The sequence below is a fragment of the Myxococcus sp. AB056 genome, from assembly GCF_006547365.1.
GTDB lineage: Bacteria > Myxococcota > Myxococcia > Myxococcales > Myxococcaceae > Myxococcus > Myxococcus virescens.
Window position 1 is genome coordinate 1 of sequence record NZ_VHLB01000002.1, and the last position, 26,298, is coordinate 26,298.

Consider the following 26,298-nt stretch of genomic DNA (forward strand, 5'->3'; position numbering starts at 1 on the left):
GCCCCTCACTGCACGTTGACGACCCGCTCCTCGGAGTGGAACACCGTCGCCTCGCACGTGGCGACGCCCGTGCACTCCAGCACCTCGCCGGGCACGGTCGCGCTCAGCGTGAGCAGGTGGGCGGCGACAGGCGTCGTCGGCAGCAGGGTGAAGCGGAGGACCGCCTCTTCCTGCTCCGTGGGAATGGTGGCCGTGGCGCTCCCTCCCTCGCGCAGCAGGGTGGCCGCGGCGCGGCTGGGGACCTCGCCCTCGGGCAGCCACCGGAACGAATACTCCTGGCCGCGCGTGAGCCGGTCCTCGGCGCCGGGGCCCTGGAAGGAGAAGAGGCGCTTGGCCTTTCCGTTCTTCATCACCAGGGTGATGGTGTGCGTCCCGTCCTGGAGGACGATGCGGGCGTCCTCCATGGGCTGCCGCACCCAGACGTTGGGGTCGAAGTCGTAGTAGGCCCGCGTGGGCACGCACACGTCGCGGCCCGCGGTGCCGTCCACCCCGCCCCGCTCCAGTGCCATGGGCTGGCCGTTGAAGGTGGCCGTGACGCCCTCGCGAAGCTCGGTGCACCGGTCCACATCCGCCGCGGGCGAGAAGGTGACGGTGGCGCGGTGGGAGCCCGGCTCGTCCACGCCCTCGAAGATGTCCACGTCCGACTGGGACAGCGTCAGCGTCCGGTCGGAGAGTCCCGCCAGGTCCACGACTTCCGAAGTGAGGCTGCTGCCACAACCCGACAACAGGCCCACCGCGACGAAGGCCCCCGTCGGGATGCGAAGAAGGCTGCGACGAAGAATGGGATTCATGCGGCGCCGCACCCTATACCCGCGCCCCGCCGTCCGCGAGCAGCCCTTCGAGCCGAACCTTCACTTCCGGCCACTCCGTGTCGATGACGCTGTAGTACGCGCTGTCACGCACCACACCGCCGCGCACCAGCTTGTGGTGGCGCAGCACCCCCTCGAAGCGAGCGCCCAACCGCTCGATGGCCACCCGCGAACGCGCGTTGTGCTTGTCCGTCTTGAACTGCACCCGCATGACGCCGAGCGACTCGAAGGCGTGCCGCAGCAGCAGGTACTTGCACTCCGTGTTGATGCGCGTGCGCCACACGCGGCGGCCCAGCCACGTGTAGCCAATCTCCAGCGTCCGGTGGTCGCGCTGGATTTCGAGGAAGCGCGTGGTGCCCACCGGCGCGCCCGTCCGCCGCTCGATGATGACGAAGGGGCGCTCGCTCCCTCGCTCGGCCGCCTGGCAAGCGCTGTCGATGAAGGCCGCTACGTCCGCTTCGGTCCGCAGCACGCTCGAGAACCAGGTGAAGATGTCGTCCTCGCACAGCGCGGCCAGGGCCGGCGCATGCTCCGGACGCAGCGGCTCCAGGCGGACGTCGTGCCCTTCGAGCGTGACGGGCGGAACGACGAGGGGGACGCAGTCACGCCGGGGCACGGCGAAATCGGGAGGGAGGGTGGCGCTCATGGGACGCCCACTCTGCCCACCCGGGCGCGCCGACGACAAGCGGCGCGCCCGAACAGCCGTGACTCAGTAGTACCGCTTGCGCTTGCTGCTGGGGAGGATGCCCAGCACCTCGCGGTACTTGGCCACCGTGCGGCGGGCAATCTCGGTGCCCTGCGAGCGCAGCAGCTCGACGATTTTCTGGTCCGAGTACGGGTTGCGGGCGTCTTCCTGCGCCACCAACTGCTTGATGTGGTGCTTCACCGCCTCGCTCGCGGTGTCCTCACCGGAGACGCGGGCGATGGACGAGTTGAAGAAGTACTTCAGCTCGAAGATGCCCTGCGGCGTGTGCACGTACTTGCTGGTGGTGACGCGGCTCACCGTGGACTCGTGCATGCCGATGTCCTCGGCCACGTCCCGCAGGATGAGCGGCTTGAGGTGGGCAATGCCCTTGTCCAGGAAGTCCCGCTGGAACTTCACGATGCTCTCTGTGACTTTGTAGATGGTCCGCTGCCGCTGGTGGATGGAGCGGATGAGCCACATCGCGCTGCGCAGCTTGTCCTGGATGAAGTCCTTCGTCTGGCCCGGGCCCACCGCGCCCGTCTTCAGCGCGTTCCGGTAGGTGCCGGAGATGCGCAGCTTGGACAGGCCGTCATCGTTGAGCACCACCGTGTAGTCGTCCCCCATCTTGTAGACGAACACGTCGGGGGAGATGTACTGCGCGTCGTCCCCGCTGAAGTTGCGGCCCGGCTTCGGGTCCAGCTTCGGGAGCAGCCGCACCGCCCCCACCACCTCTTCCAAGGTGACCTTCAGGTCCTTGGCGATGGCGGGCAGGTTCTTGCTCTCCAGGTACTTCATGTGCCGCTTGATGATGAGGCCCAACAGCGGCGCGTGCGGCTCCCGGATGCCCTGGAGCTGGATGAGCAGGCACTCCTGCAAGTCACGGGCGCCGCAGCCGCGCGGGTCCAACATCTGGATGCGCCGCAGCGTGCGCTCCGCGACGTGCATGGGCACGTCCGCCTCGTTGGCCAGGCGGATGAGCGGATCCCCATCCACTTCCGGCAGCTTGAGGTAGCCGTCGTCATCCAGGTTGCCCAGGATGAGCATGGCGATGCGGCGCTCGGCGTCATTCAGGCGCAGCGTGCCCAGCTGCTCCTGGATGTGGTCGACCAGGTCCGCCTTCTTGACGAGGTTGGCCTCGAACGACGGCATGTCGTCCGTGGCCACGTTGCCCTTGTTGGAGGCCGTGGTGGGCTCATTGAACTGGTAGCTGTTGAGGTACTGCTCCCAGTCGATTTCCGGGGGGCCCTCCCCGTCCGCCTTGAACTCCGTGGCGGTGTCGCTGGTGGCCGCGGGCAGATCCACGTCCCGCGGCACCTCCATGTTGTCTGCTTCCAGGGAGGCTTCCCCGGGTTCCTTGTCTCCCACATCCCCCGGCGCTTGCTCGTCTGGTTGCTCCAGCAGCGGGTTCTGCTCCATCTCCTCGCGGACCTGCTCGAGCAGTTCCATGCGAGACAGTTGGAGGAGCTTGATGGCTTGCTGCAGCTGCGGCGTCATCACCAGCTGTTGGGCAAGCTTCAGGCTTTGTTTCAGTTCCATCGCCATGAGACGGGGTCTCCCGGGTTGATTCGGTCCCTCTGGACAGAGGACCACCATCAAAGACCGTGCCAACGTAACAAGGAGCCCTGACTTCGTCTAGCCCCGAAACGAGGGTCCCTTGCTTGCATGCTCAGAATTCCACAAGGAATTCGGGGGCTTAAGAGCACTCAGTGTGTCACATGCGCGTTGACAGGTCGACGCAAAAGCGGGGCCAACCCATTCTAAGCACTCCTCTGACAGGTGGCCAGCCGTGCTCAGAGCGCTTGTTGGAGGCGGAACCGTTCCCCCAGGTAGACGGCGCGAGCCTTGGGGGACGCGGCGATCTCCGCCGGGGTGCCCTCTTCCAGGATTCGCCCCTGTGCGATGATGTACGCACGATCACAGATACCCAGGGTGTCCTGGACGTTGTGGTCGGTGATGAGGACGCCCAGCCCGCGTTCCCGGAGGAGGAAGATCTGCCGCTGGAGGTCGCCCACGTTGATGGGGTCCACGCCAGCGAAGGGCTCGTCGAAGAGGATGAAGCGGGGCTGGGGGATGAGGCTGCGGGCAATCTCGGCGCGCCGGCGCTCGCCGCCCGAAAGGTCTCCCCCCAGGGACTCCCCGACGTGCGTGAGGCCGAACTCGTCCAGGAGGGTGTCGGCGCGCTGCTCGCGGGCCTTGGCGTCCAGGTCCTTCTGGAGCTCCAGCACGGCCAGGAAGTTGTCGCGCACCGTGAGCTTGCGGAAGACGGAGGCTTCCTGGGGCAGGTAGCCCACGCCCCGGCGAGCGCGGCGGTGCATGGGCAGGTGCGTGAGGTCCTCGTCGCCAATGCGCACGCGTCCCGCATCCGGAGACACCAACCCCACCACCATGTTGAAGCTGGTCGTCTTCCCCGCGCCGTTGGGCCCCAGCAGCCCCACCACTTCCCCGGGGGCCACGCTGAAGGACACGCCGGCCACCACCTTCTTGCGGCCGCGGAAACTCTTCTCCAGGCCCTCGGCGATCAGCCTCGCGCTCATCGAGCCGTGCCTCCCTGGGCGGAGGGGGCCGTCCCGGAGGACGGGGCCGGCCGAGGCGCGGACTGCCGCCCCTTGCGCCTGGCCGGGGTGGGGTTGGAGGGCAGCGATTCGAAGACGATGACGGCGTTCTCCACCTCCAGCCGCTCGTTGCCCAGCGTCAGCCGGACCTTCGTCCCGCGCATGTGCGTGGTGCCCTGGCGGGCCTCGGGCGAGCCCGTCACCACCAGCACGCCGCTGGGCACGTCGTACTCGGCGCGCTCGCCCTTGGCCATGCGGTCGCCGTCCACGGCATGCACCCCGCCGGTGCACACCACACGCGTCACCTCGCGTTGAGGGGTGTAGTTGGCCGTCATCCGGTCGCACTTCAGGTCGAGCGTGCGGTGCTTCACCTTCACGTTGCCGGTGAGGGTGGCCTGGGACTTCTGGAAGGTGACGTTGTCGCCGTTGATTTGAACGGGCTCCGTCAGCTCCTTGCCGCCCAGGGGGCCCGGGGCGCGAGTCCCAGCGGTGGAGGCAGAGCCCCCCACGGCGGCGGGAGGCGCGCCCTGCGCGGGGGTGGCGGCGACCGCGGGCGCGGGCTGCGCGATGAAGAAGGCCATCACGAGGAACTCAATCACTCTGGCGCTCCCAGCACGGACTCCACCGAGCCCGCGAAGTTGAACGTCTCGTCCGGGAAGAACAGCTCGAAGCGGTCCGCCCTCAGCCGATAGTCAGGTCCCTTCACCGTCACGCCCTCGTTTCCATGCGCCCGCTCCGTGGTGGCGTCGTACGTCAACCGGGGAGTGCGGGCCTCCATGCCCTTCCCGGTGCGGATGATGACACCGCCCGAGGCCACCACCTGCTTGGACGCGAGGCTCCCCTCCATATTCGGGGCGCTCACCTCCACGCCTCCCTCCGTCCCGGGGGGCGCACCCTGGGAAGAGGAACCCGGCGGAATCCGGATGGTGGCGTCCGTGGCCCACACCTCGCCGGTGGTGCGCTGGTAGGACACCTGCCGGGCCGTGCCGGAGCGGATGAGCCGGTCGCCCTCGAAGGACTCCAGGCGTGCGCCGTGCAGCACCACCTCCGGGGGAGGCTGGCCGCCGGACGCACCCTCGCCGGAGCCCGGCTTGCAACCGGGGGCGAATACCAGGATGACGAGGCTGGCGGCGAGCAGGCGAGACACAGGGCTTCCTTATCACCCGGCGGATGCGGGCGCCGCCTCCGGAAGTGGGACGTCCTCGCTCACCGGTGGACGCGTTTTCCAGCGCTGGTGCATCCACACCCACTGTTCCGGCGTCCGCCGGATGGCGGCTTCGATTCGGCTGGACAGGGCGGCGGTGAGGGCCAGGGCGGCCGCCTCGCGGTCCGTGTCCTGGGGCACCGGGACCTCTTCCATGGACAGGCGGTACCCCGCCCCTTCGCGGTGGCAGAAGCCCGTCACCACCGCCGCGCCCGTGCGGATGGCCAGGTCAGCGGCGGCGCGCGGGGTGGCGGCCAGATGCCCGAAGAAGGGCACGAAGAGGGACTGCACCTTCGTGTCCTGGTCGATGAGGATGCCCAGGATTTCGCCGTTGCGCAGGGCGCGCAGCATGGCCCGGGCAGCGCCTTCCTGGCCGCGCCAGATGCTCCGCACCCCGCCGCGGGCCCGGAACTGGCCCACCAGCTCCGTCAGCCGGGGGTCGGTGGTCTCCTTCGCGATGCTCTGGCTGGGGTAGCCGGCGCGCGCCACGCGGCGGGCGAGCAGCTCCCAGTTCCCCACGTGTCCGGACACGAAGACGACGCCGCGCCCCCGGGCCAGGGCCGTCTCCAGCACCTGCCGGTCGGCGTCCGGCCAGGCGACCAGGCGCTCCAGGGCCTCGTCCAGGGCGCCCGTGCAGGCCACCTCCAGCGCGGCGGCGGCCAGGTGGCGGAAGGCGTCGCGGGCCAGGGCCTGCCGGTCTGCGTCAGACTTTTCCGGGAAGGCCACGGAAAGGGACTTGAGGGCCTTGCGGCGCTCCCCTCCGGCCAGGGTGTAGGCCAAGGCGCCCAGGCGCGCGCCCAGGCTCCGGGCGACCCCCAGGGGCAGAGGTTGAAGGAGCAACAGGACGCCACGGATGAGCACGTAGCGGAGGAAACGCTTGAGGCGCTTTGCTAAGGGTGGACGCTCCACGAGGCGTTCAATATCCCATGCGCGAATACAACTTCGACGGGCTCGTTGGGCCCACCCACAATTACGGCGGCCTCTCGCCCGGCAACCTGGCGTCGCAGAGCCATGTCGGTGAGCCCAGCCACCCCCGGGACGCGGCCCTCCAGGGGCTGGAAAAGATGCGCTTCGTGTCCGCCCTGGGGGTGGGACAGGCGGTGCTGCCGCCCCAGCCGCGCCCATCCCTGCACGCGCTGAGGGCGCTGGGCTTCACGGGTTCGGACGAGGAGGTCATCACCCGGGCCGCGCGCGAGGCCGAGCACCTGCTGCGCCTGACGTCCAGCGCGTCCTCCATGTGGACGGCCAACGCGGCCACGGTGGCGCCCAGCACGGACACGGCGGATGGCCGGGTGCACCTGACGCCGGCCAACCTGTCGCAGATGTACCACCGGGCCATCGAGGCGGAGACGACGCACTCGGTGCTGCGCGCCATCTTCTCCAGCGAGAAGCACTTCGCGGTGCACGCGCCGCTGCCGGGCAGCGGGCACTTCGCGGACGAGGGCGCGGCCAACCACACGCGGCTCGCCACGCCAGGGCACGCGGGCGTCCATCTGCTCGCCTGGGGCCGCAGCGCGTGGCAGGACGTGCAGGGGCCCAGCCGCTTCCCCGCGCGGCAGACGCTGGAGGCCAGCCAGGCGCTGGCCCGGCTGCACCAGTTGGACGCGAAGACGGTGCTCTTCCCGCAGCAGCACCCCGAGGGCATCGACGCGGGGGCCTTCCACACGGACGTGCTGGCGGTGGGCAACGAGCGGTTCCTGATGCTGCACGAGCTGGCCTTCGTGGACCACGCGGGGCTGCTGGCGGTGCTGCGCGAGAAGCTGGGCCAGGACTTCCGCGCGGTGGTGGCCACGAATGCGGAGCTGCCGGCGAAGGACGCGGTGAAGGCGTACCCGTTCAACTCGCAGGTGCTGACGCTGCCGGACGGCACCATGGCGATTGTGGCGCCGATAGAGAGCCGGGAGACGCCCGCGGCGCGGCAGTTCCTGGAGCGCGTGGTGGCCGAGGACACGCCGGTGAAGGCCGTGCACTACCTGGACGTGCGCCAGTCGATGAACAACGGCGGCGGACCGGCCTGCCTGCGCCAGCGGGTGTGGCTCACGGATGAGGAGCGCGGGGCCATCAAGGCGGACGTCTTCTACACGCCCGCGCTGCATGACTCGCTGGCCGGCTGGGTGCGGCGGCACTACCGCGAGGTGCTGCGGCCCAAGGATTTGCAGGACCCGCAGCTGGCGCGGGAGACGATGACGGCGCTGGATGAGCTGACCCGGATTCTCAACCTGGGCAGCGTCTACGATTTCCAACGCTGAGGCACGTCGAACGCCCGGCCGCCCTACGCACGGGCGGACGGGCGCTCCGTGGTCGGCTGTAAGCCCGAGTGTGGCAGGCACCCGTGGTCGGACGCGCTGGCGGTCATCACCTTCTTTCTAGAGGAGGTGAGATTCCCCATGATTCCCGAAGCGATACAGCACTATCTGCGCCGCAACGGGGTGCGTTTCGAGCGGTACTGGCACCCGCGTGCCGTCAGCGCTCAAGAAGTGGCCGAGTCGCTGCACGTCTCCGGCTGGCGCGTGGCCAAGTCCGTCATCGTGATGGCGGACCGGCAGCCATGGATTGTCGTCGTCCCCGCGGCGGGCACCGTCGATTTGAACCAGGTCCGAGACATGCTGGGTGCCCGGCACGTCCGCCTCGCGACCGAGCCGGAATTCTCCGGCCACTTTCCCGACTGCGAGGTGGGCGCGGAGCCCCCCTTTGGTGAGCTCTACGGCCTGCCTGTCGCCATTGATGAATCCCTCAGCCTGGCGGAACGACTGCTCTTCCGCGCGGGCTCCCACGAGGAGTCGCTCGAGCTGCGCTTCCAGGACTTCGCCACCTTGGAGTGGCCCCTGGTGGCCTCCTTCATCGAGAAGGAGCAGCAACTCCAGGCCCTCAACAACACCGGCGCGCCCAGCCGCTCCCATGAGGAGGCACACGCCCACGTCTGAACCGGAGCGAGGCCCGGGCGCCTAACGCGCGTCCCGAGCCTCGCCATCCACATTTGGGCCCCGCAGCAGGTACTCCAGCTCCGCCTCGCGCGGGTCCTCCGACAGCGTCTTGCGCCGCGAATCCACGCGCTCGCGCTCCGCGCCTTCCAACCGCGACACCCAGGCCTGTGCCTCGGCCCGCGCGCCCACGGGAAGATGCCGCATGCCCTCGTGGACCGAACGCGCCGCCGCGTCATAGCGACGCAGCGCCTCCTGGGTCCGCGCCACCGCGAAGAACGCATCCGCGCCAGGCACGAGCCGGGCCGCCGTCTGCCGCCGCTCCAGTGCGTGGGAAAGCAACCCCTCGCGCTCCAGGCACGCCGCTTCCATGGCCAGCAACCGCGCGCGCTGGGCGTAGTCCGTGATGAAGGGCGCCAGCGCCTGGAGCGTGTCCTTCGCCCGCCGCGTCAGCCCCGCGTCCAGTTGCTGCGCCGCCAACTGGAAGGACAGCGCCACATTGCCCGGGAAGCGCGCCAACAGCTGCTCCAACGCACGCAGGGCCTCCTCCCGCTTCCCCTGCGCCCGCAGCACTTCCGCGCGCAACAGGTGCGTGTCCAGCGCGTCCGGCGCCAGGCGCTCCACCTGCGCCCGCGCGGCCTCCGCCGTCTCCAAATCTCCTCGCAGGATTCGCAACCGGGCCTCGCGCGCCCACAGCGCCGCGGCTTCCGGCTGACCCGCGAAGTGCTCCCGCGCCCAGCCCGAGTAGTCCAGCGCCAGCGCCAACCGCCCCGGCGTGTTGGCCAGCGCGTCCAGCAGCCGCACCGCGGTCGCGGGCGACCGCGGCGTCAGCACCGTGAGCGACGCCAGGGTCTCCGCTTGGGGCAGGGCCTCACCCAGCAACACGGTGGCATCCCCAGCCTCGTGCGCCAGCCGGTACTCCAGGAAGCCCTGGGCGCTCCGCCCCAACGCCAGCAGCGCCCGCGCCGCCACCCGGTGGGAGCTGGCATCCAACGGCGCCAGGTACAGCGCCCGGTTGACCAGGGCCAGCGCCTCCCCTGCCCCCTCACGCCCTCGCGCCGCGTGCGCCGATGCCACCAGCCGGTACAACAGGTAGTCCGAGGGGTGCCGGTCCACCAGGGCCAGTCCCCGCGCGTGGACCTCCCGCGCGGATGCCCCCGACGTGACGAGCCGCACCAGCTCCGCCTCCGCGTCGCCCAGGCGATGACGTCCGGGCACCAGCGCCACCAGCGCCACCGCCGTGAGCGCCAGCCCCGTCCCCAGCACCGCGCCCGAGGGCCGCGCGCTCCACGCCTTCTCCTCGGCGGCCCGCTCCCGGGGACGCGCCACCGCGCCCAGCGCCACCAACGCCGCCACCGCGCACGCGGGCAATTCCAAGCTGAAATCGAAGAGGTCGTGCAGCGCCAGCGCCGCCACGCCCGCGAGCGCCGCCAGGTCCACCGTCTCCAGCCCCTCACGGCGCAGCAGCCGCAAGAAGCCCCAGACGGCCACCGCCAGCAGCACCAGCCCCAGCGCGCCCAGCTCCGCCGCGACCTGCAGCACCGCGTTCTCCGGGTGCGTGAAGGTGTTGGGATTGGGCTCCGACTGGTAGCGCGGGAACGCCGCCTCGAAGGCGCCGCGCCCCATGCCCAGCACGGGAAACGCCCGCGCGGCGTCCGCCAGCATCGGCCATAGCGCCACCTTGGACTGGCGCAGCTTCTCCACGCTGTCCGCGGTGCGCGCCTCCGCCCACAGGCCGTCCGCCGCCGTGTACGCACCCACCATCAGCACGCCCAGCAGCCCCAGCAGCGCCGCGGCGCTCCGGGCCCAGACCGGGGGCGCCCCTTTACCGGACGCGCGGCGATTGCGAAGCAGGAACAGCGCCAGCAGCGCCTGTCCGAAGGCGAAGAAGGCAATGCCTCCGCGCGACAGCGACAGCACCACGCCCAGCCCCGACACGCCCGCCGCCAGCGCGTATGGCAACGCTCGCGACTGCTGTCCGCGCGTCAGCGCCAGCCCCACGCCCAGCGTGGACGCCAGCGCGAGGAAGCCGGCCAGGTGGTTCGGGTTGCCAAAGGGCGTCACCAGCGTGGGCCGCGCGTGCATCCAGTGCATCAGCCCGAAGAGGGACTTCACGCCCATCAACGCATGGCCCAGCCCCATCACCGTGAGGCCCGCGCCGGTGAAGACCACCGCCGCCAGCAACCGCTCCCGGCTGCTCCGCGAGCGACTCACCTGCACCGTCGCGAGGAAGGCCAGCAGGTAGGCCAGGTGCTTCGCCAGCTCGCGCCAGGTGGCGGACGGGTCCAGCGACACCGGCCGCGCCCGCTCCAGCCCCAGCGGCACCAGCGCGAACTCCCGCAGCGCGGCCGCCTCCGGACTCAGCAGGCGCAGGACACCGGCCGGCAGAGGCACCAGTTGCACCGCGCACAGGCCCGCCCCCAGGGCCAGGGGCACCGCCAACAGCGGAACGCGCAGCGACTGGCCCTGCCGCTTCGCCCCTATCGCCGCCAGCACCGCCGCGGCGCCGGACAACAGCACCAGCGGCCCCAGCAACCACCCCGCGGCGCCACCCAACGCCAGCGGACACACCACGACGAGCGCCGCCAGCGCCGCCTCGGCGAACAGGGTGAATCGAGAGGCACTGCGGGAAGCGCGGAGCATGCGGGGATTGGCCGGGTGAGTATCACAGCACCCGCGCCCCTCGCCCGCCACCCCGCCTCCAGGACGAGCCGCCAGGAGACCGGACGTGCGCGAAAGGTGACATCAGAAGGCGAAGGCGACCAGCGGGATGCCGGCGCGCAGCGTCCACTGCCGCGTCTGCATGGCCCCTCGCGCGTCCCGGCGGGCCTTCACGTCGCGCAGCTCATCCTCCAGGCGGATGCGCTCGCGAACCAGGCTTTCCCTGTGGGCCCGGTTGATACCCGCTTGCTTGGAACCCGTGACGATGCCCGCGATGAGCAGCCCGACCCCCGCGACTCCGCCCAGCGTCGTGCTCACCCCCAGGGCCAGCAAGGTGCCGGCGTCGTCGTCATTCGACGAGCTCATGCCGACGATGATGAGGGGGATGCCCAATAGCAGCAGCGGGGACAGCACGTAGCCCGAGTACGCCATCACCAACGACCCCGCGGGCCAGTTCGTGTCAACGGAGCGAATCTCGCTCTGGAGCATCGCGATTTGCTGCGTCAGCTCGCGAGCGCGGGCGTCCAGGTCCTCTGGCAGGGGCGGCGTGGGCGTCCCAGAGACGTCCGGCGCCTCCTCCGCCGGGGCCTGGGCCACGAGGAGCCGGGCGGACACGGGCCGCTCGGACACGGGCGTCAGAAGTGAGTGGGACGTTGAAGTGGACGCGGTGGCCAGCAACGCAGCGGCGACGATTGACAACATGTGTGGCGTTTCCCCCAGGTGTGGAGCAGGCGGGCGACCCTAGCATCCGCCCAGGCACGAAGGGCTCGAAGCCAGCTTGCATCCAGGGGACCTTCTGGCATGTTCGCCGCAGCCATGCGCCGCTTCATCGTCACCGCCGCCCTCCTCTGTTCCGCCCTGTCCGGCCTCACCGGCTGCAAGGGCGCCTGCCGCGAGCTGTCCGAGAAGCTGTGCGACTGCTCCATCAACTCGGTGGAAAAGGAGCTGTGCCTCCGCCGCGCCTCCCAGGAGGAGAACCGCGTGGAGCCCACCGCCGAGGACGAGGCCGTGTGCGAGGAGCGCCTGGCCGGCTGCGACTGCCGCGCCATCGAGACCGACGAAGGCAAGCGCGCCTGCGGCCTCTCCCGCTGAGGCGCCCCACCTGACCGGAGGCTCCGGGCGTCTGCGCCCCGGACGCCGCCCGTCTCGCCTGACGGCGCCAGCCCGCCGCTCAGGTCCCCGGCACCACCGACTTCACGGGCTCGCGCGGCGCCCCCTCCACCCAGGGCGTCAGCGCGGCGCGGACGCGTGAGCGCAGCGGTGTCTCCACGGCGCGGTGCACCCACAGCGACGCGGGCACGCCCAGCAGCAACACGGTGGCCAGCAGCCCTTCGGGCGTGCGCAGCTCCACCCAGGGCGACGCCCAAACCCCCAGGCCCTTGGCCGCCTCCGACACCGGGTACTGGAGCAGGTAGAGCGCGTAGCTGGCGCCCCCCAACTTCACCAGCGTGGGCCGTGACAGCAGCCAGCCCAGGGCGCCTCCGCCCCGCGCCAGCCCGTACACCAGCAGCCCCGACGCGGGCGCCAGCAGGGCGTTGTGCATCAGCGGGTACGGCACCCTCGAGCCCGCCGCGCCCGCCGCCACCAGAAGCGCCGCCCCCAGCGCCGCCAGCACCGCGCCGGAGCCCTTCGCCCCTCCCGCCGCGCCCTCGCGCACGAAGCACCAGCCCAGCAGGACGCCGAAGAGGAACTCCGGCAGCCGCGCCAACGGGTTGAACTTGAGCGCCATCAGCCAGGGCCCCGACGCATGCACGTCCACGGGGCCCGGGCCGTCCGGCAGGAGCGCCAGGTACAGCAGCGGCGGCAGCAACCCCAGCACCCACGCGCCGCCCAGAGCCGCGGGGAGCCACGCGGGCTTGAGCCGGGGCAGCCCCTTCGCCAGCCGGGGAAAGAGGCCGTAGAAGCAGGCCTCCACCGCCACGGACCAGCCCGGCGGATTCCAGTACAGCGCGAGCCGGGGAACCCAGGCCTGGAGCAGCGCCAGCGTCGCCACCCCGCCCACCGCGAGCTTCGCGGCGGCCACCTTCCAGCCGTTGTCCGCCACGGACGCGGCGATGGTGGTGGGCGCGGACAGGAGGAACGTCAGCGCGTAGACGGGGTACACGCGGGCGACGCGCGCGGCCCAGAAGGCCCGGGGCGACGTCTCCATGCGCCCGTCCGCGTCCAGGTAGTTCCAGGCGAGCACGAAGCCGGACAGGACGAAGAAGACGCCCACCGCGGCGTAGCCCGCGCCCACCCAGTCGCGCAGCGCTTCCGGCGCCGTGCCCAGGCACGGCGCCGCGAAGTGGAACAACACGACGTGCAGGGCCGCGACGAAGCGCAGCCCCGTCAGCGCGTCGAGGGCCCTGCTCCCGCTCACCGCTACCGCCGGCCGATGCCGTAGTACGTGAAGCCCAGCTCACGCATGCGCGCCGGGTCGTACACGTTGCGGCCGTCGAACACGACGGGCGACTTCATCAGCGTCTTCATGCGCTCGAAGTCCGGGTGGCGGAACTCGTTCCACTCCGTCACCACGAAGAGGCCGTCCACGCCCTCCAGCGCCTCGTAGGGCACGGAGGCGTAGCGGATGCGATCACCGAAGACGCGCTTGGCGGTGTGCGGGGACACCGGGTCGTGCGCAATCACCTGGGCGCCCTTGCCGATGAGGCCCTCGATGACCTCGATGGACGGCGCCTCGCGCATGTCGTCCGTCTTCGGCTTGAAGGCCAGGCCCCAAACGCCGAACTTGCGGCCCTCCAGCGAGCCGTAGTGCTTGGTGGCCTTGTTCACCAGCAGCTTCTTCTGGCGCTCGTTGGTGCGCTCCACGGCGCGCAGCAGGTCCAGCTCCAGGCCGTACTCACGCGCGGTGGCCACCAGCGCCTTCACGTCCTTGGGGAAGCAGGAGCCGCCGTAGCCCACGCCTGGGAAGAGGAACGGATAGCCGATGCGCTTGTCCGACCCCAGGCCTTTGCGCACGAAGTCCACGTCCGCGCCCACCTTCTCGCAGAGCGCGGCGATGTCGTTCATGAAGGAGATGCGCGTGGCCAGCATCGCGTTGGCCGCGTACTTCGTCAGCTCCGCCGAGCGCGTGTCCATGAACAGCACCGGGTTCTCGGTGCGCACGAAGGGCGAGTACAGGTCCGCCATCACCTTGCGGGCGCGCTCGGAGTCCACGCCAATGACGACGCGGTCGGGCTTGAGGAAGTCGTCCAGCGCGGCGCCTTCCTTGAGGAACTCCGGGTTGGAGACGACGTCGAACTCGATGTCCGTCACCTTGCGGATGGCCTCGCGCACCTTGTCCGCGGTGCCCACCGGCACGGTGCTCTTGTCCACCACCACCGTGTACTGCTTCATCGCCTTGCCAATCTGCTCGGCGGCGGCCAGCACGTACTGGAGGTCGGCGTCGCCGCTCTCACCTTCCGGCGTGCCCACGGCGATGAAGACGACCTGGGCGTTGGTGACGGCCTCCGTCAGGTCCCGGGTGAAGAACAGGCGCTTCTCGCGCACGTTCTTCTTGATGAGCTCCTCCAGGCCGGGCTCGTAGATGGGCACCTCGCCCGCCTGGAGCATGCGGATCTTCCGCTCGTCGATGTCCACGCACGTGACGTCGTTACCCGAGTCCGCGAAACAGGTGCCCGCGACCAGTCCGACGTAGCCGGTTCCGATGATGGCAATACGCATTGAGGGAGCCCCAGTGAATGTCTCTTGAAGGACTCATACGCCGGGAGGGAGTCCGAAAGAAAGCCCATCCCCGTCACGGGGGCTCCTCTGCGAGCAGCCGAGTCTACTGGCCCGTGAGCAGGCGGCGAACCCGCTCCATCCCCTTGAGGGCCGAGGTCCGGCCGGGGGTGCATACAGGACCCACCACCGTCCGCTCCAGCAACTCCCGCGTCGCCCGGCGCAGCGGCGGCAGCGCGGCGGTGGCGTCCGCGGCGGCGTCCGGGAACAAGCGCGCGACAATCGACAGGGACGTGTAGAGCGCCCGCTCCAGACGCCACTCCGCGGCCCGGGCCAGCAGCACCGGCACATCCAACGGACGCGAGTACACGCCGCCCATCCACTTCGCGCCGGTGACGAGCTCGCGCAGGTCGATGAAGGACAACCACGGCACCGCGTACCCATGGCGCGCATGCTCCAGCGCCACCAGCAGCACCGCGTCCTCCAGCTCCGGGCGGTAGAGCGAGGAGCCATACACGCGCATGGGCTTCGCCCGCTCGAGGATGCCCGCCGTCTGTTCGCGGCGCTGAGGACCCAGCACGTCCGAATAGAGCAGGATGACGGTGCGCCCGTCGGACACCACCTTCGTGGCGCCGCTGTTCTCCGTGTCGGGCTCTGGGACGAACTCGTGGTGGGACAGGAAGCCCGAGAAGCCGTCCACGTCCAGGCGCTTCATCAGGATTTGCAGCTCCGGCACGGGCCGGAAGCCCACGTGTGGATAGAGCGAGTCCGCGAAGGACGCGGCTCCCATCAGCACCAGCTTGCGTCCCTCCAGCGCGCCCACGATGCGCTTGAAGTTCACGAGCTTCATCACGTTGTCGTTGACGGAGCCCTGATAGATGCTGAGCAGTTTGTCCCGCGCCCACTCCGGCGCGTTGCCCGCGCCCAGCCGGTACTCCAGGTTGTAGGCCGCCAGGGGCGCCAGGCCCTGCATGATGGCCCAGTCCACATACTCATCCCAGGGCGCCCCCCGAAGCGCGCCACGCGGCGGGTCGAACGAAGAGAGAACTCGGAAGGTATTGAGAAGACCGGCGGACATGGGGCCCCCTTTAACGGTCCGGACGCATGGCCTGCAACGTCCGGATGGCGTCACGCCCAAGCACCAAGGGTGAACAGCCGACACTGGGCGGCCTTCCGGGGTGGGTCCCCAAACCGAGCCGAGTGAATACCTGGGCCGCCCGGTACGTCGCGGGCCGGGCAGGCTTTCTGGGAGGCGGCATGTCGCAGCAGGGATGGTCGGACGGGCGTCCGGGCCGTTGGCTCACGCTTGGAGCGCTCGGATGGGTGGCGTGCACAGGCACGACACCCGCGGAACCTCCGGCATTCGACAACACCACGGCGGTGGAGTCGGAGGCCCGGTGCGAGGTGCGTCCGCCCTTCGAGCCCCACTTCGAGCCCGAGGTGGAGTGGGCGTGGACGGCCAGTCCCCTCATGCCCACGCATACCAACGCACAGGCCACGCCCGTGGTGGTGGACGTCAACGCGGATGGCGTCCCCGACGTGGTGTTCAACAGCTTCGAGGGCTGGAACTTCAAGACGAACGGCGTGCTGCGCGCCATCAGCGGCGCGGACGGCTCGGACCTGTGGACGGTGACGGACCCGGCGTACCGCACCCGGGGCTCGGCCAGCGTCGCCGCGGGCGACATCGACGGCGACGGCAAGGTGGAGCTGTGCACCGTGCCGGAGAGCGCCCAGGGCATCATCTGTTTCGAGCACACCGGCGCCTTCAAGTTCCGCGCGGACGGGCCCCCGCTCGACTGGGGCGGCGTGTCCCTGGCCGACCTGGACGGGGACGGGTCGGTGGAAATCATCGCCGGCAACCACGTCTACGACAGCAGCGGGACGCTCCGGTGGGTGGGGAGCGACGGCGTGGGCAGCCCGGCCAACGACACCGGACCGCTGGCGTTCGCGGTGGACCTGGACGGGGACGGGCTCCAGGAAGTGGTGAATGGCCGCGCCATCTACCGGCATGACGGCACGCTCAAGTGCAAGGCGGCGGAGCTGGGCCACGGGCTTTCGGGCGTGGGCAACTTCGACGCGGGCCCCGAGGGCGAAATCGTCGTGGTGTGGGACGGCCACGTGTCCTTGATGGACGCGAACTGCCAGGTGAAGTGGACCGTGCAGCACCTGGGCGGCGGCGTGGGCGGACCTCCGAACATCGCGGACTTCGACGGGGACGGGCAGCCGGAGATTGGCGTGGCGGGCGCGTCCCACTACGCCGTGTTCGAGCCGAACGGCACGGTGAAGTGGCTGAGCCCCACGCAGGACCACAGCTCCAACCGCACCGGTTCCTCCACCTTCGACTTCGAGGGCGATGGCCGCGCCGAGGTCGTCTACGCGGACGAGACGGCGCTGCGCATCTACGACGGCGTGACGGGTCAGGTCCGCTTCGAGGCGCCGCACAGCTCGTGCACCGCGTATGAGAATCCGGTGGTCGCGGACGTGGACGGTGATGGCAACGCCGAAATCATCGTCGCGCAGAACACGGCCTGCGGCTACGGCGACTTCCAGGGCATCCGCGTGTACCGGGACCGCAAGGACGGCTGGGTGAACACGCGGCGCATCTGGAACCAGCACGCCTACTCCGTCACCAACGTGAATGACGACGGCACCCTGCCCGCGCGTCCGGTGAGCAACTGGCTGGCGCCGGGGCTCAACACCTTCCGCACCAACAGCCAGGGCACGGGCACCGTGCGGCCCTTCGCGGCGCCGGACCTCGCCGTCGGACAGGTGACGGCCACGTGCACGGGCGAGGGCGCGGTGACGCTCGGCGCGCGGGTGCGCAACCAGGGGGACTCGGCGGCCTCGGCGGGGGTCCAGGTGGCCTTCTACCAGGACGCGGTGGGCGAAGGAGGCACGCTCCTGGGCGTGGCCACCGTGCCCCACAAGCTGAAAGCGGGCGAAGAGGCGTCCGTGGAGCTGGCGCTCAACACCCCGGAGAGTGGCTGGGTGCTGGTCTACGCGGTGGTGGATGACGACGGCACCGGCACGGGACGTGAGCTGGAGTGCCGCGAGGACAACAACGTCGCGTCGGCGCAGTTGAAGCTGGCGTGCGCGCCCAACGAGCTGCCGGTGGCGCTGTGCCAGGACGTCGTCGTGGAGGCGGACGCGCAGTGCCGCGCGTCGGCCAACGTGGACCACGGCAGCCATGACCCGGACGGACAGCCGGGCCCCTTCACGCTGACGCAGACGGCGCCCGGGCCCTTCGGTCTGGGGCGACATGCCGTGACGCTGACGGCCCACGACGGTGAGGACAGCGCCGTGTGCCAGGCCACGGTGAAGGTGGTGGACACGACGCTGCCGTCCATCCTTTGCCCCGCGCCGCAGGTGCTGGAGTGCGTGGCGGGCGGCGCGGAGGCGACCTACACCGCTCGGGCGGAGGACAACTGCGGTCCGGTGTCCGTGACGTGCACGCCGCCGGATGGCTCCCGGTTCCCGCTGGGGCGCTCGGTGGTGGACTGCAACGCGGTGGATGGCTCCGGCAACGCGTGCGGCTGCGCGTTCTCCGTGACGGTGCGAGACACGCGGGCGCCCGTGCCCGGCGCGTCCCTGGGCAAGCGGCTGTGGCCGGCGGACCACCAGTACCGCACGGTGACGCTGGCCGAGTGCGCGGCGCCCGCGAAGGACGCGTGCCTGGGAGACCTGTCGTTGGAGCGGTACGGCCGCATCGTCCGGGTGACGTCGGATGAGTCCGAGGACGTCGCGGGCATCTGCGACGGCGCCACGTGCGACGACATCGACGTGCGGGTGAATGCCACCTCCGTCCAGCTGCGCGCAGAGCGCGACGACGCCGGGGATGGCCGCGTCTACACGGTGCACTACGTGGTGGAGGACCCGTCCGGGAACCGAGCCGACGGGCGCTGCACCGTGGAGGTGCCGCGCGATTCGGCCGGCCAGCAGGTGCACGACAGCGGGCCGAAGTACTGCGTGGGCCAGGGCTGCGCGCCGGGCCTCGGCGGCAGCCCGCTGTGTCCGTGAGGTGAGCGAGGCAGGGGCGTGGAGCGGCGTCGCTCCACGGCCCCTCGCATCAGGCGCCGCGACGCTGGTCCAGCTCGGCGCGCAGCTTCTCCTCTTGGGCGCGCAGCTCCGGCGTGAACTCGGCGCCCAAATCGTCCAACTCGTAGAAGGGGCGGATCTCCAGGTCCGACTCCTCTCCGGGCATCGGGTCCGGGCAACGGCGCGCCCACTCCATCGCCTCCTCCATCGACTTCACCTGCCAGACCCAATAGCCAGCCACGAGCTCCTTCGTCTCGGCGAAGGGGCCGTCGATGACCCGCTTGGTGCCGTTCGAGAACCGGATGCGCTTGCCTGCACTGCTTGGCTTGAGGCCGTCTCCGTCGAGCAGCACCCCGGCCTTCATCAGTTCCTCGTTGAACTTGCCCATGTCCGCGAACAGCTTCTCGCTGGGCATCACACCGGCCTCGGAGTTCTTCGTCGCCTTCACAAGCACCATGACCTTCATCGCATCGTCCTTTCGGTTGGGGGCACCGCCCCGTTCTGAAATGGCGACGAATCAGCCGAACGCGGATCGACACGGCCCCCAGAAAATCGACACGGCGGCCGGGCCCTGAAAAACCCAAGCAGATTCAAGCCTCTACGAAACGGAGCCCAGAAACCCTCTGAACGCGTTCTGTCCGCCCGCGGCGGCATCCGCCGAAATGACCGTGGCCCACGGACCGAATCGCACGGCGGGAGATGTGGCCGCTCCTACATGAGGCAGGTTGGCATGAAGACGCTGACTGGCGAGCTGGCGATGGGCGTGCTGACTGGCTGCGGCGGAGACATGCGCCCCCAGCTCAGCCTGGACGGCGCAGCCTCGCTCGCACGGCGTTCCGGGCTCGCCGGACGCCATACCGCGCCACGGAGCCCATCCGTGGCGCCAGCAGCAGCTTCGCCGCCATCCACCCGGTCCGGCCATCCAGCAGCGACGCCCCCAGCAGCCGCGCGTCAGAGAAAAAACGCCGTGCGAGGACTTGCTGCCAGCGAGGCGGAGCCAGCGCCGCCAGCGCCTCATCCGGCACCGGCGCCGCCAGGAGCCGCCGCGCCACGTCCCACGCATACCAGGCCGCCTGTGGGAAAGCCGTGCCGCGTGCCCGCTCCACCACCATCCGCCAGTCCAGCCGCGTGTCCGCCAGCGCCAGCAGCTTCAAGTCGAAGAGCCACGCCAACCGCTGCAACGCGTGGTTGCTCGCGTGCAACGCCAGGTAGACGGCTTCGTCCTCGGGCCGCAGCCACCGCACCGCCCGGCCATCCACCGCGCCCGTCTCCGCCCGCTCCAGCAGCGCGTCGCCCTCCAGGGCCTCGCCCCATCCCGCGAGCGCGCGGTAGTGCAGCTCCACCAGCCCCGCCGGCCCCGCCAGCTCCAAGTGGTGAGCGTCCTCTTCCCCGTGCCGGGCGCCGTCGTCCCGCCGCACCGAGAGCCCCACCCGGGCCAGCGCCTGGACCGCAGCGCCCACATCCGCGCGCGCCACCAGCAGGTCCACGTCCGTGGTGGCTCTCTGCAACGGGTCCGGATACAGCCGCAGCGCCAGCCCGTATCCCTTGAGCAGCACCGGCACCTGCCCCACCGTCGCCAGTGCGTCCAGGCTTCGCAGCAGCAGCGTCTTCACGCGCAGCGCCCGCGCCGCGTTCCCCAACGCTTCCCGGCGCAGGGATGCACGCGCGGACTCGGGCAGCGCCCAGCCCGCCCGTTCCACCGCGTGCGCCACGAAGCCCACCAGCCCGTGCCCCACCGCCGTGTGGACCAGTCCGTCCGCCTCCGCGCCCTCCGGAGCTGCGCGCACCGGGGCGTCCGGCCACGCCCGCAGCAGCGCATGGAGCGCGCTTGCCCCTGGGGACATCGAACCACCCGGACTGGCGCGAGACGGCGCTCGCCCGTCTGGCATCACTTCCTCATCGCGACCAGGCGTCCGGGCTCGGCGTCGGCCCGGGGCCGGAGCCGCCCGGCGCTCTCCGCCACCGCGTCCGCCACCTGCTCCAGCGCCAGCTCCTCATCGCGGTTGATGGCGGCCCGGCCATCCCTCCACACCAGCAGCATCGCGCCCAGCACCTCGCCGTCGGCCTCCAGGGTGATGCGAACCTCGAATGGCATCCCCGAGCCCGCGGGCCGCTGGGCTTCGAAGACGACGTTGTCCGCGAGCCCCGTGGGACGGACGCGCTGGAAGTGCAGCTCCTGGCGTGACAGGCCCAGGGCATCCGCCAGCGGGCGCACCGCGTTCCACACCGCCTCCAGCGAAGGCGACGCGCGCACCGCGCGGGTGACGTCCTTCACCATGGTCCGCAGCCAGAGGTTGCGCTGACGTACTTGGTGCATGTCCCTGGCGCGGCCCAGGTCCAGGTAGCCCAGCCGCCGCATCAGCAACACGATGAGCACGCCCATGCCACACAGCAGCATGGCGCTCTGCGCGCTGCTGGCGAAGCTCAGCGCCAGCGCCACCAGCATGAAGAGGCCACACAGGCCATACAGCACCAGCACGGTGGCGCGGTGGCTGAGCACCAGGTGGCTCATCAGCCGGTGATGGATGTGCTCCCGGTCGGCGCTGAACATCGGCCGCCCCAGCAGCGAGCGCCGCACAATGGCCAGCAGCGTGTCCATGATGGGCAGCCCCAGCGCCATCACCGGCACCAGCATGGCCACCGCCGTGCCGCTCTTGGTGCTCGTCTTGATGGACACCGCGGCCAGCACGAAGCCCAGGAACATGCTCCCGGTGTCCCCCATGAAGATGGAGGCCGGGTTGAAGTTGAACACCAGGAACCCAAGGATGGCGCCCGCCAGCGCCGCCATCAGCAATGACAGCAGCACGTCGCCTCGCGACAGTGCGAGGATGAAGTTGGTGCCGACGCCGAAGAAGGCCACGCCGCCCGCGAGCCCATCCAGGCCGTCAATGAGGTTGAGCGCGTTGACCACACCCACCACCCACAACACGGTGAAAGGCAGACTCAACGCGCCCAACACCAACTCCGGGCCGAACGGGTTGGCGATGACGTCGATGCGGAACCCCATGGCATACAAGCCGAACGCCACCGTGAACTGGACAGCGAACTTCAGACGGGCGCCCGCGCCCCGCAGGTCGTCGTAGAGGCCCAACGCCACAATCGCCGCGCCGCCCAGGAACAGGCCCGCCACCAGCTCCGTGTGGGAGCGGAAGTGGGCCCCCACGCCAGAGTCCACCAGGAACAACGCGCACAATGGCGCGAAGAATCCACCGACAATGCCCACCCCGCCCAGCCGGGGAATCGGCCGGACATGGACCTTCCGGCTGGAATTCGCCTGGTCCAGCCATCCCCACGCCAGGGCCCGGTCGCGCACCAGCCGCGTCAGCGCCAGTGCCACCAGCAGCGAGACGAAGAAGGCGACCAGGAGCGTAATCATGGGGCGTGCACCGTCCGCGCATCGTGGCGGTCGGCGGCTCCACGCGTCAATGCACGCGGGAGTACGATAGGTTTGTGAAGCAATGGGCGCTTGCGTCCGCCCGCAGTCCGACCAGGCAAGCGCCCTTTCTAGACGGTCCGCGGCGAGCGGAGAAGCGACTCGTAAAGGATTGACGTGCGCTCGGCGATGTCCCGCCACGTCATGTCCCGAACCGCTGCCTGCGCGGCTTCACGCAACCGGAGCAGGCGAGCGCGATCCTCCGCCAGCGAACGCAGCGCCGCCACCTGCGCGGCGACGTCTCCCATCGGCACCAACCACCCCGTCTCGCCGTCACGCACGACCTGGGGCGCCACGCCCACCGGCGTCGACACCGGCGTGAGCCCGCTGGCCATCGACTCCACCAGCGCCATCCCGAAGCCCTCCGAATGGCTGGGGAAGAACAGCACCTCTTCGTCCCGCAGCAGGCGTGGCAGCTCGGCGCGTGGATAACGAGGCACCACGCGCACGTGCTCGCGCGCCCCGGCGGGAAACGCCGCCAGCACCTCCGCCTCCGGGTTGCCCGTTCCATACAACGTCAGCGTGAAGGACACGCCTTCGGCATGCAGGTGGGTGGCGGCGGCCACCATCTCCGCGCGCCCCTTGAGCGCCAGCCAGCTCCCCACACACGCCACCCGCAGCGGCGCACCGGGCGCGGAAGGCGTGGGCGAAGGCAGCCCCTGGAAGGCCACGTCCAGCCCATGGGGAATGACACTCAACTGACGCGCGGGCACGCCCAGCCGCTCCGTCGCGTAGGCGGCATCCTGCGTGTTGAGCAGCACCGCATGGTCCGCGCGCAGCAGGGTCTGGCGCACCTCCCAGAGGCGATAGCCGCCATGGTACAGCGGGTACTTCCAGCTCAGCGACAGGTGCCCCGCACGCGCGTCGGCGCGCAGCCGTTCGGAGAAGGTGTGCTCCAGGCCGTGGCTGCGCGTCACCAGCGCATGGCGGGCCCGCGCCCCCGGACGGCCCAAGCGCATCCAGGGCCACGCATCCCCGGTGGTGATGTCCAGCACGTCGTACCGGCTCGCGGCCCGCAGCAGGTGCGCGGTGAGCATCCAGGGGAACCGCAGCTCGTGCATCGTCGTGTGGTGCCGCAGGCCGGGATAGGCGTCGTCGTAGCTGAAGTAGTCCACCTGGCAGCCCCGCGCCGCCAGCGCCTGCCCCAGCGCGAGCGTCACCCCCGGCGCCCCCATGTTCGCGTTCAACGGATGGTGGATGCCAAGCAAGACGCGCATGGGAACGGAGCGACCCTCTCCTGCCTGCTTTCCAGGGGTGTGCGGCGTGGGCCAGAATGCCACCGTTTCCCGCCCCCATGTCCCTGCATTCCGCTCCCACGTTGCAGGCGAGCCTCGACTCGCGCCGCAACAACCTGGACTTCCTGCGCTTCGCCGCGGCGACGTGCGTATTGCTCAGCCATGCCTTCCCCCTGGGCGAGGGCAAGGGGACGGTGGAGCCGCTGGAGTCCTTCACCCGGGGACAGTTCTCCCTGGGACGGCTGGGCGTCGCGGTGTTCCTCATCATCAGCGGCGTGCTCATCACCCGGAGCTGGGAGCGGACGCCCGACGCGGCGCGCTTCGTCTGGGCCCGGGTGCTGCGCATCTTCCCCGGGCTGGGGGCCATGCTGCTGCTGACGGTGGGGGTGCTGGGGCCGGCCTTCACCCGGCTGTCCCTGGGCGACTACTTCACGGCCCCGGACACGGCCCTGTACCTGCTGGGCAACTTCGCCCTGAACTGGCCCCAGTGGCACCTGCCGGGCGTCTTCGAGGCGAACGCCTACCCCCACGCCGTCAACGGCTCGCTGTGGACGCTGAAATACGAGGTCGGCTTCTACCTGCTGACGCTGGGCCTGGGCCTGACGGGCCTCTTGCGCAAGGGCATGGTCATCTTCGGCCTCGTCGGCGCGGCGGTGGCCACCTTCGCCACCGGACGGCTGGGCTTCTGGCCGGAGCTGTACCTGTACTTCGGCGGCGGCGTGGCGCTGTACCAGTGGCGCGAACACGTGCGCATGAGCCCCTGGGTGGCGGCGGCGTGCGTGGTGGGGTGGCTCATCACGGCCCGGCTCGGATACGGCTGCCGCATCGCCACCGGCCTGCTGGGCGGATACGTCGTGCTGTACCTCGCCTTCCGGCCCATGGGGGCGCTGGCGGACTTCGGGCGCCGGGGCGACCTGTCCTACGGCGTCTACCTCTACGCCTTCCCCGTGCAGCAGGCCGTCTCCACCCTGCTGGGCGGCCCCACGGCGTGGTGGGTGAACGCGGCGGTGGCCTTCCCCTGTGTGCTGCTGCTGGCGGCCCTGTCGTGGCGGTGGGTGGAGCAGCCCGCCTTGCGGCGCAAGGACAGGCTCCCCGCGTGGGTGCGGCGTCCGGCGGCCTCCGTCACAGCGGTTCCGAAGACGCCGTCCCGGCCGGCTGGGCCGCACTGAAGTTGTCGCCCGCCAGCCGGTCATACGTGAGCAGGCGGTAGCGCCGCATCCAGTCCTCCCACGAGCCCGGCTCCTCGGCCTTGGGGAGCTTGTCGCCCGCGGGCAGGTATTCGCCGGAGGCGTTGCGCAGCAGGTCTCCCCGGACCACGGGCAGCACCTTGGACAATTCGGAGACGAAGGCGAAGAAGCCCGGAGGCCGCAGCCCCGCAGTCTCCAGGATGCGCGGCGTGAGCATGCTGATGCTCAGGTGGATGTCCTGCCGGGGCACGGGGAAGTTCGTCCAGAGGACGACGGGGACCTCCGCCATGCGCTCGCGCTGCGCGTCCGTCCATGGCTCCTGGAAGTAGCCGGCCTCGCGATAGGTCGCGTAGTCCGAGCCCAGCATCGGCAGGTGGTCCCCGAAGAGCACCAGCAGCGTCTTGCGTTTGCGCGCCTCCAGCCTGCGCACCAGCCGCTCTACGGCCGAGTCCATCTGCCGCAGCTTGTGCACGTAGTTCTTCAAGAGCAGCCGGTTGTCCGGCGAGAGCTTCTCGCCCTGCACCTCGATCCGCTCCTCGCCGGTGAGCGGCAGGTTGTAGGGGCCGTGGGTGGACATCGTCACGGCCATGATGAACCGCGGCTGACGCTCGTCGGAGAGCTCATGGAGGATGTGGTCGACGACCTCCTCGTCCGACACCCAGGGCCCTTCGAGCCGGGGGGAAGTGAAGTCCGTGAGCGACTGGAACGTATCGAAGCCCAGCAACGGGTACACCACGTCGCGGCTCCAGTAGAACGCGTGGAACGGGTGGATGGCCACCGTCTGGTAGCCCGCGCGACGGAACAGCGACGGCAGCGCGTCCACGGGCCGCATCACGTAGTGCTGGTAGGGAAACGCGCCGTCCGGGGCGAACGACGAGGACATGCCCGTCAGGAGCTCGAACTCCGCGTTGGCCGTGCCGCCACCGAAGGCCGGGCTGATGAGGTTGCCCGAGCTGTGGCTCTCCATGAGCGACCGCACGAAGGGCAGCGGGTCCTCGCTGAAGGGGATGCCCAGCCGCGTCGGGTCCCAGAGCGATTCGGCCATGAAGACGACGACGTCCACGGGCTCCTGGGGCGCGGCGGGCACCACGCCCGGAGGGACACCCAGGGCCGCGTGCACCTGCGCCTGGGAGTACTCACTGCCCGGCTCCAGCCGCAGCCCCTCCCAGTTCCAGAGCATCATCAGCGTGAGCCCGTTCATCTGGAAGTTGGAGCGCTGGTCCCACACCTGGTCGTAGATGCCGAAGCGGTTGAAGACGCGCCGCACGGGCAGGTGCTGCTGGAAGATGATGACCAGCAGGTACGCCACCGCCGCCAGCGCCAGGTTGCGGCGTCCGGCCTTGGGCAACGGGTACCGGGGCGTGCCGCGCGCCACCGCGCGCCACATGACGGCGAGCATGGCCACCAGCAGCAGACACGAGCCGATGGCCGCCACCGCGCCGCCGCCGGGCAGCAGCGTAGGCGCCAGCGACGTCACCTGCCGCCACTCCAGGAAGTCCCAGGGCATCAGCGGCCGGTCGATGAGCTGCACCTTCCGGATGTGCAGGGTGACAGTGAAGAGCATCGCCGCCGCCACCAGGGCTCCGGAGATTCCCACCCGGTTCGTCACCGCCCACAGCAGGCTCGTCACCGCGGAGATGACTCCCACGCTGAGGAGCATGGAGTAGACGTTGCGCTGGGTGATGCCCTCCAGGCCCGCGGACGAGAAGACGGCAATGGTCAGCTCCATGGCCCCGACGAGCACCGCCGAGGCCAGGATGACGCCCACCAACGGCCACAGGTTGGAGGGGGGCCGCTGGAAGAACAAGGTCTTGGGAATCCGTGCGCGACGTGCCAACGACAAGTGCCTCCAGGAGCCGACCAGGGAGCGGGAGGGCGCGGAGACTACCTGACAGGCCCCCGGGCGTTCCATGCGCCTG

Annotated in this window: 22 protein-coding genes; 5 read left to right on the top strand and 17 right to left on the bottom strand. The window is 70.4% G+C overall.

The annotated features are described in order from the left end of the window. Nucleotides 1–5 precede the first annotated feature (5 nt). From FMP39_RS01195 to FMP39_RS01225, 7 genes are all read right to left on the bottom strand, one after another. Nucleotides 6–791 carry a hypothetical protein gene (locus tag FMP39_RS01195; RefSeq protein WP_141588197.1) on the bottom strand — a complete coding sequence of 262 codons (786 nt, stop codon included), beginning with the start codon at nucleotides 789–791 and terminating at the stop codon, nucleotides 6–8. Nucleotides 792–804: 13 nt separating this feature from the next. Beyond that, a complete protein-coding gene (locus FMP39_RS01200) occupies nucleotides 805–1,455 on the bottom strand; it encodes a GNAT family N-acetyltransferase (RefSeq protein ID WP_141588198.1) in 651 nt (216 codons plus the stop codon). Between the two features lie 63 nt (nucleotides 1,456–1,518). Further along, nucleotides 1,519–3,036 carry an RNA polymerase factor sigma-54 gene (gene rpoN / locus FMP39_RS01205; RefSeq protein WP_140860826.1) on the bottom strand — a complete coding sequence of 506 codons (1,518 nt, stop codon included), beginning with the start codon at nucleotides 3,034–3,036 and terminating at the stop codon, nucleotides 1,519–1,521. A 248-nt stretch (nucleotides 3,037–3,284) separates the two neighbouring features. Continuing rightward, nucleotides 3,285–4,028, bottom strand: coding sequence for an LPS export ABC transporter ATP-binding protein (lptB, locus tag FMP39_RS01210; protein ID WP_141588199.1), 744 nt, complete (start codon nucleotides 4,026–4,028; stop codon nucleotides 3,285–3,287). Further along, entirely contained in the window at nucleotides 4,025–4,645 is a 621-nt protein-coding gene (locus FMP39_RS01215; RefSeq protein WP_141588200.1) for an LptA/OstA family protein, read from the bottom strand. The genes lptB and FMP39_RS01215 overlap by 4 nt, the downstream gene beginning before the upstream one ends. Then, entirely contained in the window at nucleotides 4,642–5,193 is a 552-nt protein-coding gene (locus FMP39_RS01220; RefSeq protein ID WP_141588201.1) for a hypothetical protein, read from the bottom strand. Before FMP39_RS01220 ends, FMP39_RS01215 begins: the two co-directional genes overlap by 4 nt. Before the next feature lie 12 nt (nucleotides 5,194–5,205). After that, nucleotides 5,206–6,159, bottom strand: a complete 954-nt coding sequence (locus FMP39_RS01225; RefSeq protein WP_141588202.1) for a lysophospholipid acyltransferase family protein — start codon at nucleotides 6,157–6,159, stop codon at nucleotides 5,206–5,208. A 17-nt stretch (nucleotides 6,160–6,176) separates the two neighbouring features. On the opposite strand from FMP39_RS01225, the gene astB reads away from it, so the two are divergent. After that, nucleotides 6,177–7,499, top strand: a complete 1,323-nt coding sequence (gene astB / locus FMP39_RS01230; protein WP_141588203.1) for an N-succinylarginine dihydrolase — start codon at nucleotides 6,177–6,179, stop codon at nucleotides 7,497–7,499. A gap of 138 nt (nucleotides 7,500–7,637) precedes the next feature. Beyond that, nucleotides 7,638–8,174, top strand: coding sequence for an aminoacyl-tRNA deacylase (locus FMP39_RS01235; RefSeq protein WP_194858187.1), 537 nt, complete (start codon nucleotides 7,638–7,640; stop codon nucleotides 8,172–8,174). Nucleotides 8,175–8,195: 21 nt separating this feature from the next. Here the strand turns inward: FMP39_RS01235 and FMP39_RS01240 are convergent, their stop codons facing one another. After that, on the bottom strand, nucleotides 8,196–10,814 hold the full coding sequence (locus FMP39_RS01240) for an O-antigen ligase family protein (RefSeq protein ID WP_194858188.1): 2,619 nt from the start codon (nucleotides 10,812–10,814) through the stop codon (nucleotides 8,196–8,198). A 102-nt stretch (nucleotides 10,815–10,916) separates the two neighbouring features. Beyond that, entirely contained in the window at nucleotides 10,917–11,534 is a 618-nt protein-coding gene (locus FMP39_RS01245) for a hypothetical protein (protein ID WP_141588205.1), read from the bottom strand. 99 nt (nucleotides 11,535–11,633) lie between these two features. Here FMP39_RS01245 and FMP39_RS01250 point away from each other — a divergent pair, with 99 nt between their 5' ends. Beyond that, entirely contained in the window at nucleotides 11,634–11,924 is a 291-nt protein-coding gene (locus FMP39_RS01250) for a hypothetical protein (RefSeq protein WP_011551171.1), read from the top strand. Nucleotides 11,925–12,003: 79 nt separating this feature from the next. On the opposite strand, the gene FMP39_RS01255 is transcribed toward FMP39_RS01250, so the two are convergent. From FMP39_RS01255 to FMP39_RS01265, 3 genes are all read right to left on the bottom strand, one after another. Continuing rightward, nucleotides 12,004–13,191: an acyltransferase gene (locus FMP39_RS01255; RefSeq protein ID WP_141588206.1), complete on the bottom strand. Its 1,188-nt coding sequence runs from the start codon at nucleotides 13,189–13,191 to the stop codon at nucleotides 12,004–12,006. A 2-nt stretch (nucleotides 13,192–13,193) separates the two neighbouring features. Then, nucleotides 13,194–14,492 (bottom strand): UDP-glucose/GDP-mannose dehydrogenase family protein, encoded by a 1,299-nt coding sequence (locus FMP39_RS01260; RefSeq protein ID WP_141588207.1) that lies wholly within the window; start codon nucleotides 14,490–14,492, stop codon nucleotides 13,194–13,196. A 103-nt stretch (nucleotides 14,493–14,595) separates the two neighbouring features. Then, entirely contained in the window at nucleotides 14,596–15,567 is a 972-nt protein-coding gene (locus FMP39_RS01265) for a nucleotidyltransferase family protein (protein ID WP_194858189.1), read from the bottom strand. A 179-nt stretch (nucleotides 15,568–15,746) separates the two neighbouring features. On the opposite strand from FMP39_RS01265, the gene FMP39_RS01270 reads away from it, so the two are divergent. Then, nucleotides 15,747–18,506: an FG-GAP-like repeat-containing protein gene (locus FMP39_RS01270; RefSeq protein WP_141588209.1), complete on the top strand. Its 2,760-nt coding sequence runs from the start codon at nucleotides 15,747–15,749 to the stop codon at nucleotides 18,504–18,506. 49 nt (nucleotides 18,507–18,555) lie between these two features. Here FMP39_RS01270 and FMP39_RS01275 read toward each other — a convergent pair whose 3' ends face one another. The 4 genes from FMP39_RS01275 to FMP39_RS01290 form a co-directional block, all read right to left on the bottom strand. Then, nucleotides 18,556–18,990, bottom strand: coding sequence for a YciI family protein (locus FMP39_RS01275; RefSeq protein WP_090485091.1), 435 nt, complete (start codon nucleotides 18,988–18,990; stop codon nucleotides 18,556–18,558). Between the two features lie 334 nt (nucleotides 18,991–19,324). Beyond that, nucleotides 19,325–20,368, bottom strand: coding sequence for a nucleotidyltransferase family protein (locus tag FMP39_RS01280; RefSeq protein WP_228557549.1), 1,044 nt, complete (start codon nucleotides 20,366–20,368; stop codon nucleotides 19,325–19,327). A gap of 44 nt (nucleotides 20,369–20,412) precedes the next feature. Further along, nucleotides 20,413–21,900, bottom strand: a complete 1,488-nt coding sequence (locus FMP39_RS01285) for an MraY family glycosyltransferase (RefSeq protein WP_141588210.1) — start codon at nucleotides 21,898–21,900, stop codon at nucleotides 20,413–20,415. A 128-nt stretch (nucleotides 21,901–22,028) separates the two neighbouring features. Continuing rightward, nucleotides 22,029–23,174, bottom strand: coding sequence for a glycosyltransferase family 4 protein (locus tag FMP39_RS01290; RefSeq protein WP_141588211.1), 1,146 nt, complete (start codon nucleotides 23,172–23,174; stop codon nucleotides 22,029–22,031). 56 nt (nucleotides 23,175–23,230) lie between these two features. Here FMP39_RS01290 and FMP39_RS01295 point away from each other — a divergent pair, with 56 nt between their 5' ends. Next, nucleotides 23,231–24,361, top strand: coding sequence for an acyltransferase (locus tag FMP39_RS01295; RefSeq protein ID WP_141588212.1), 1,131 nt, complete (start codon nucleotides 23,231–23,233; stop codon nucleotides 24,359–24,361). Here the strand turns inward: FMP39_RS01295 and FMP39_RS01300 are convergent. Continuing rightward, entirely contained in the window at nucleotides 24,315–26,216 is a 1,902-nt protein-coding gene (locus FMP39_RS01300; protein WP_141588213.1) for an LTA synthase family protein, read from the bottom strand. The genes FMP39_RS01295 and FMP39_RS01300 overlap by 47 nt on opposite strands. Between the last annotated feature and the right edge of the window lie 82 nt (nucleotides 26,217–26,298).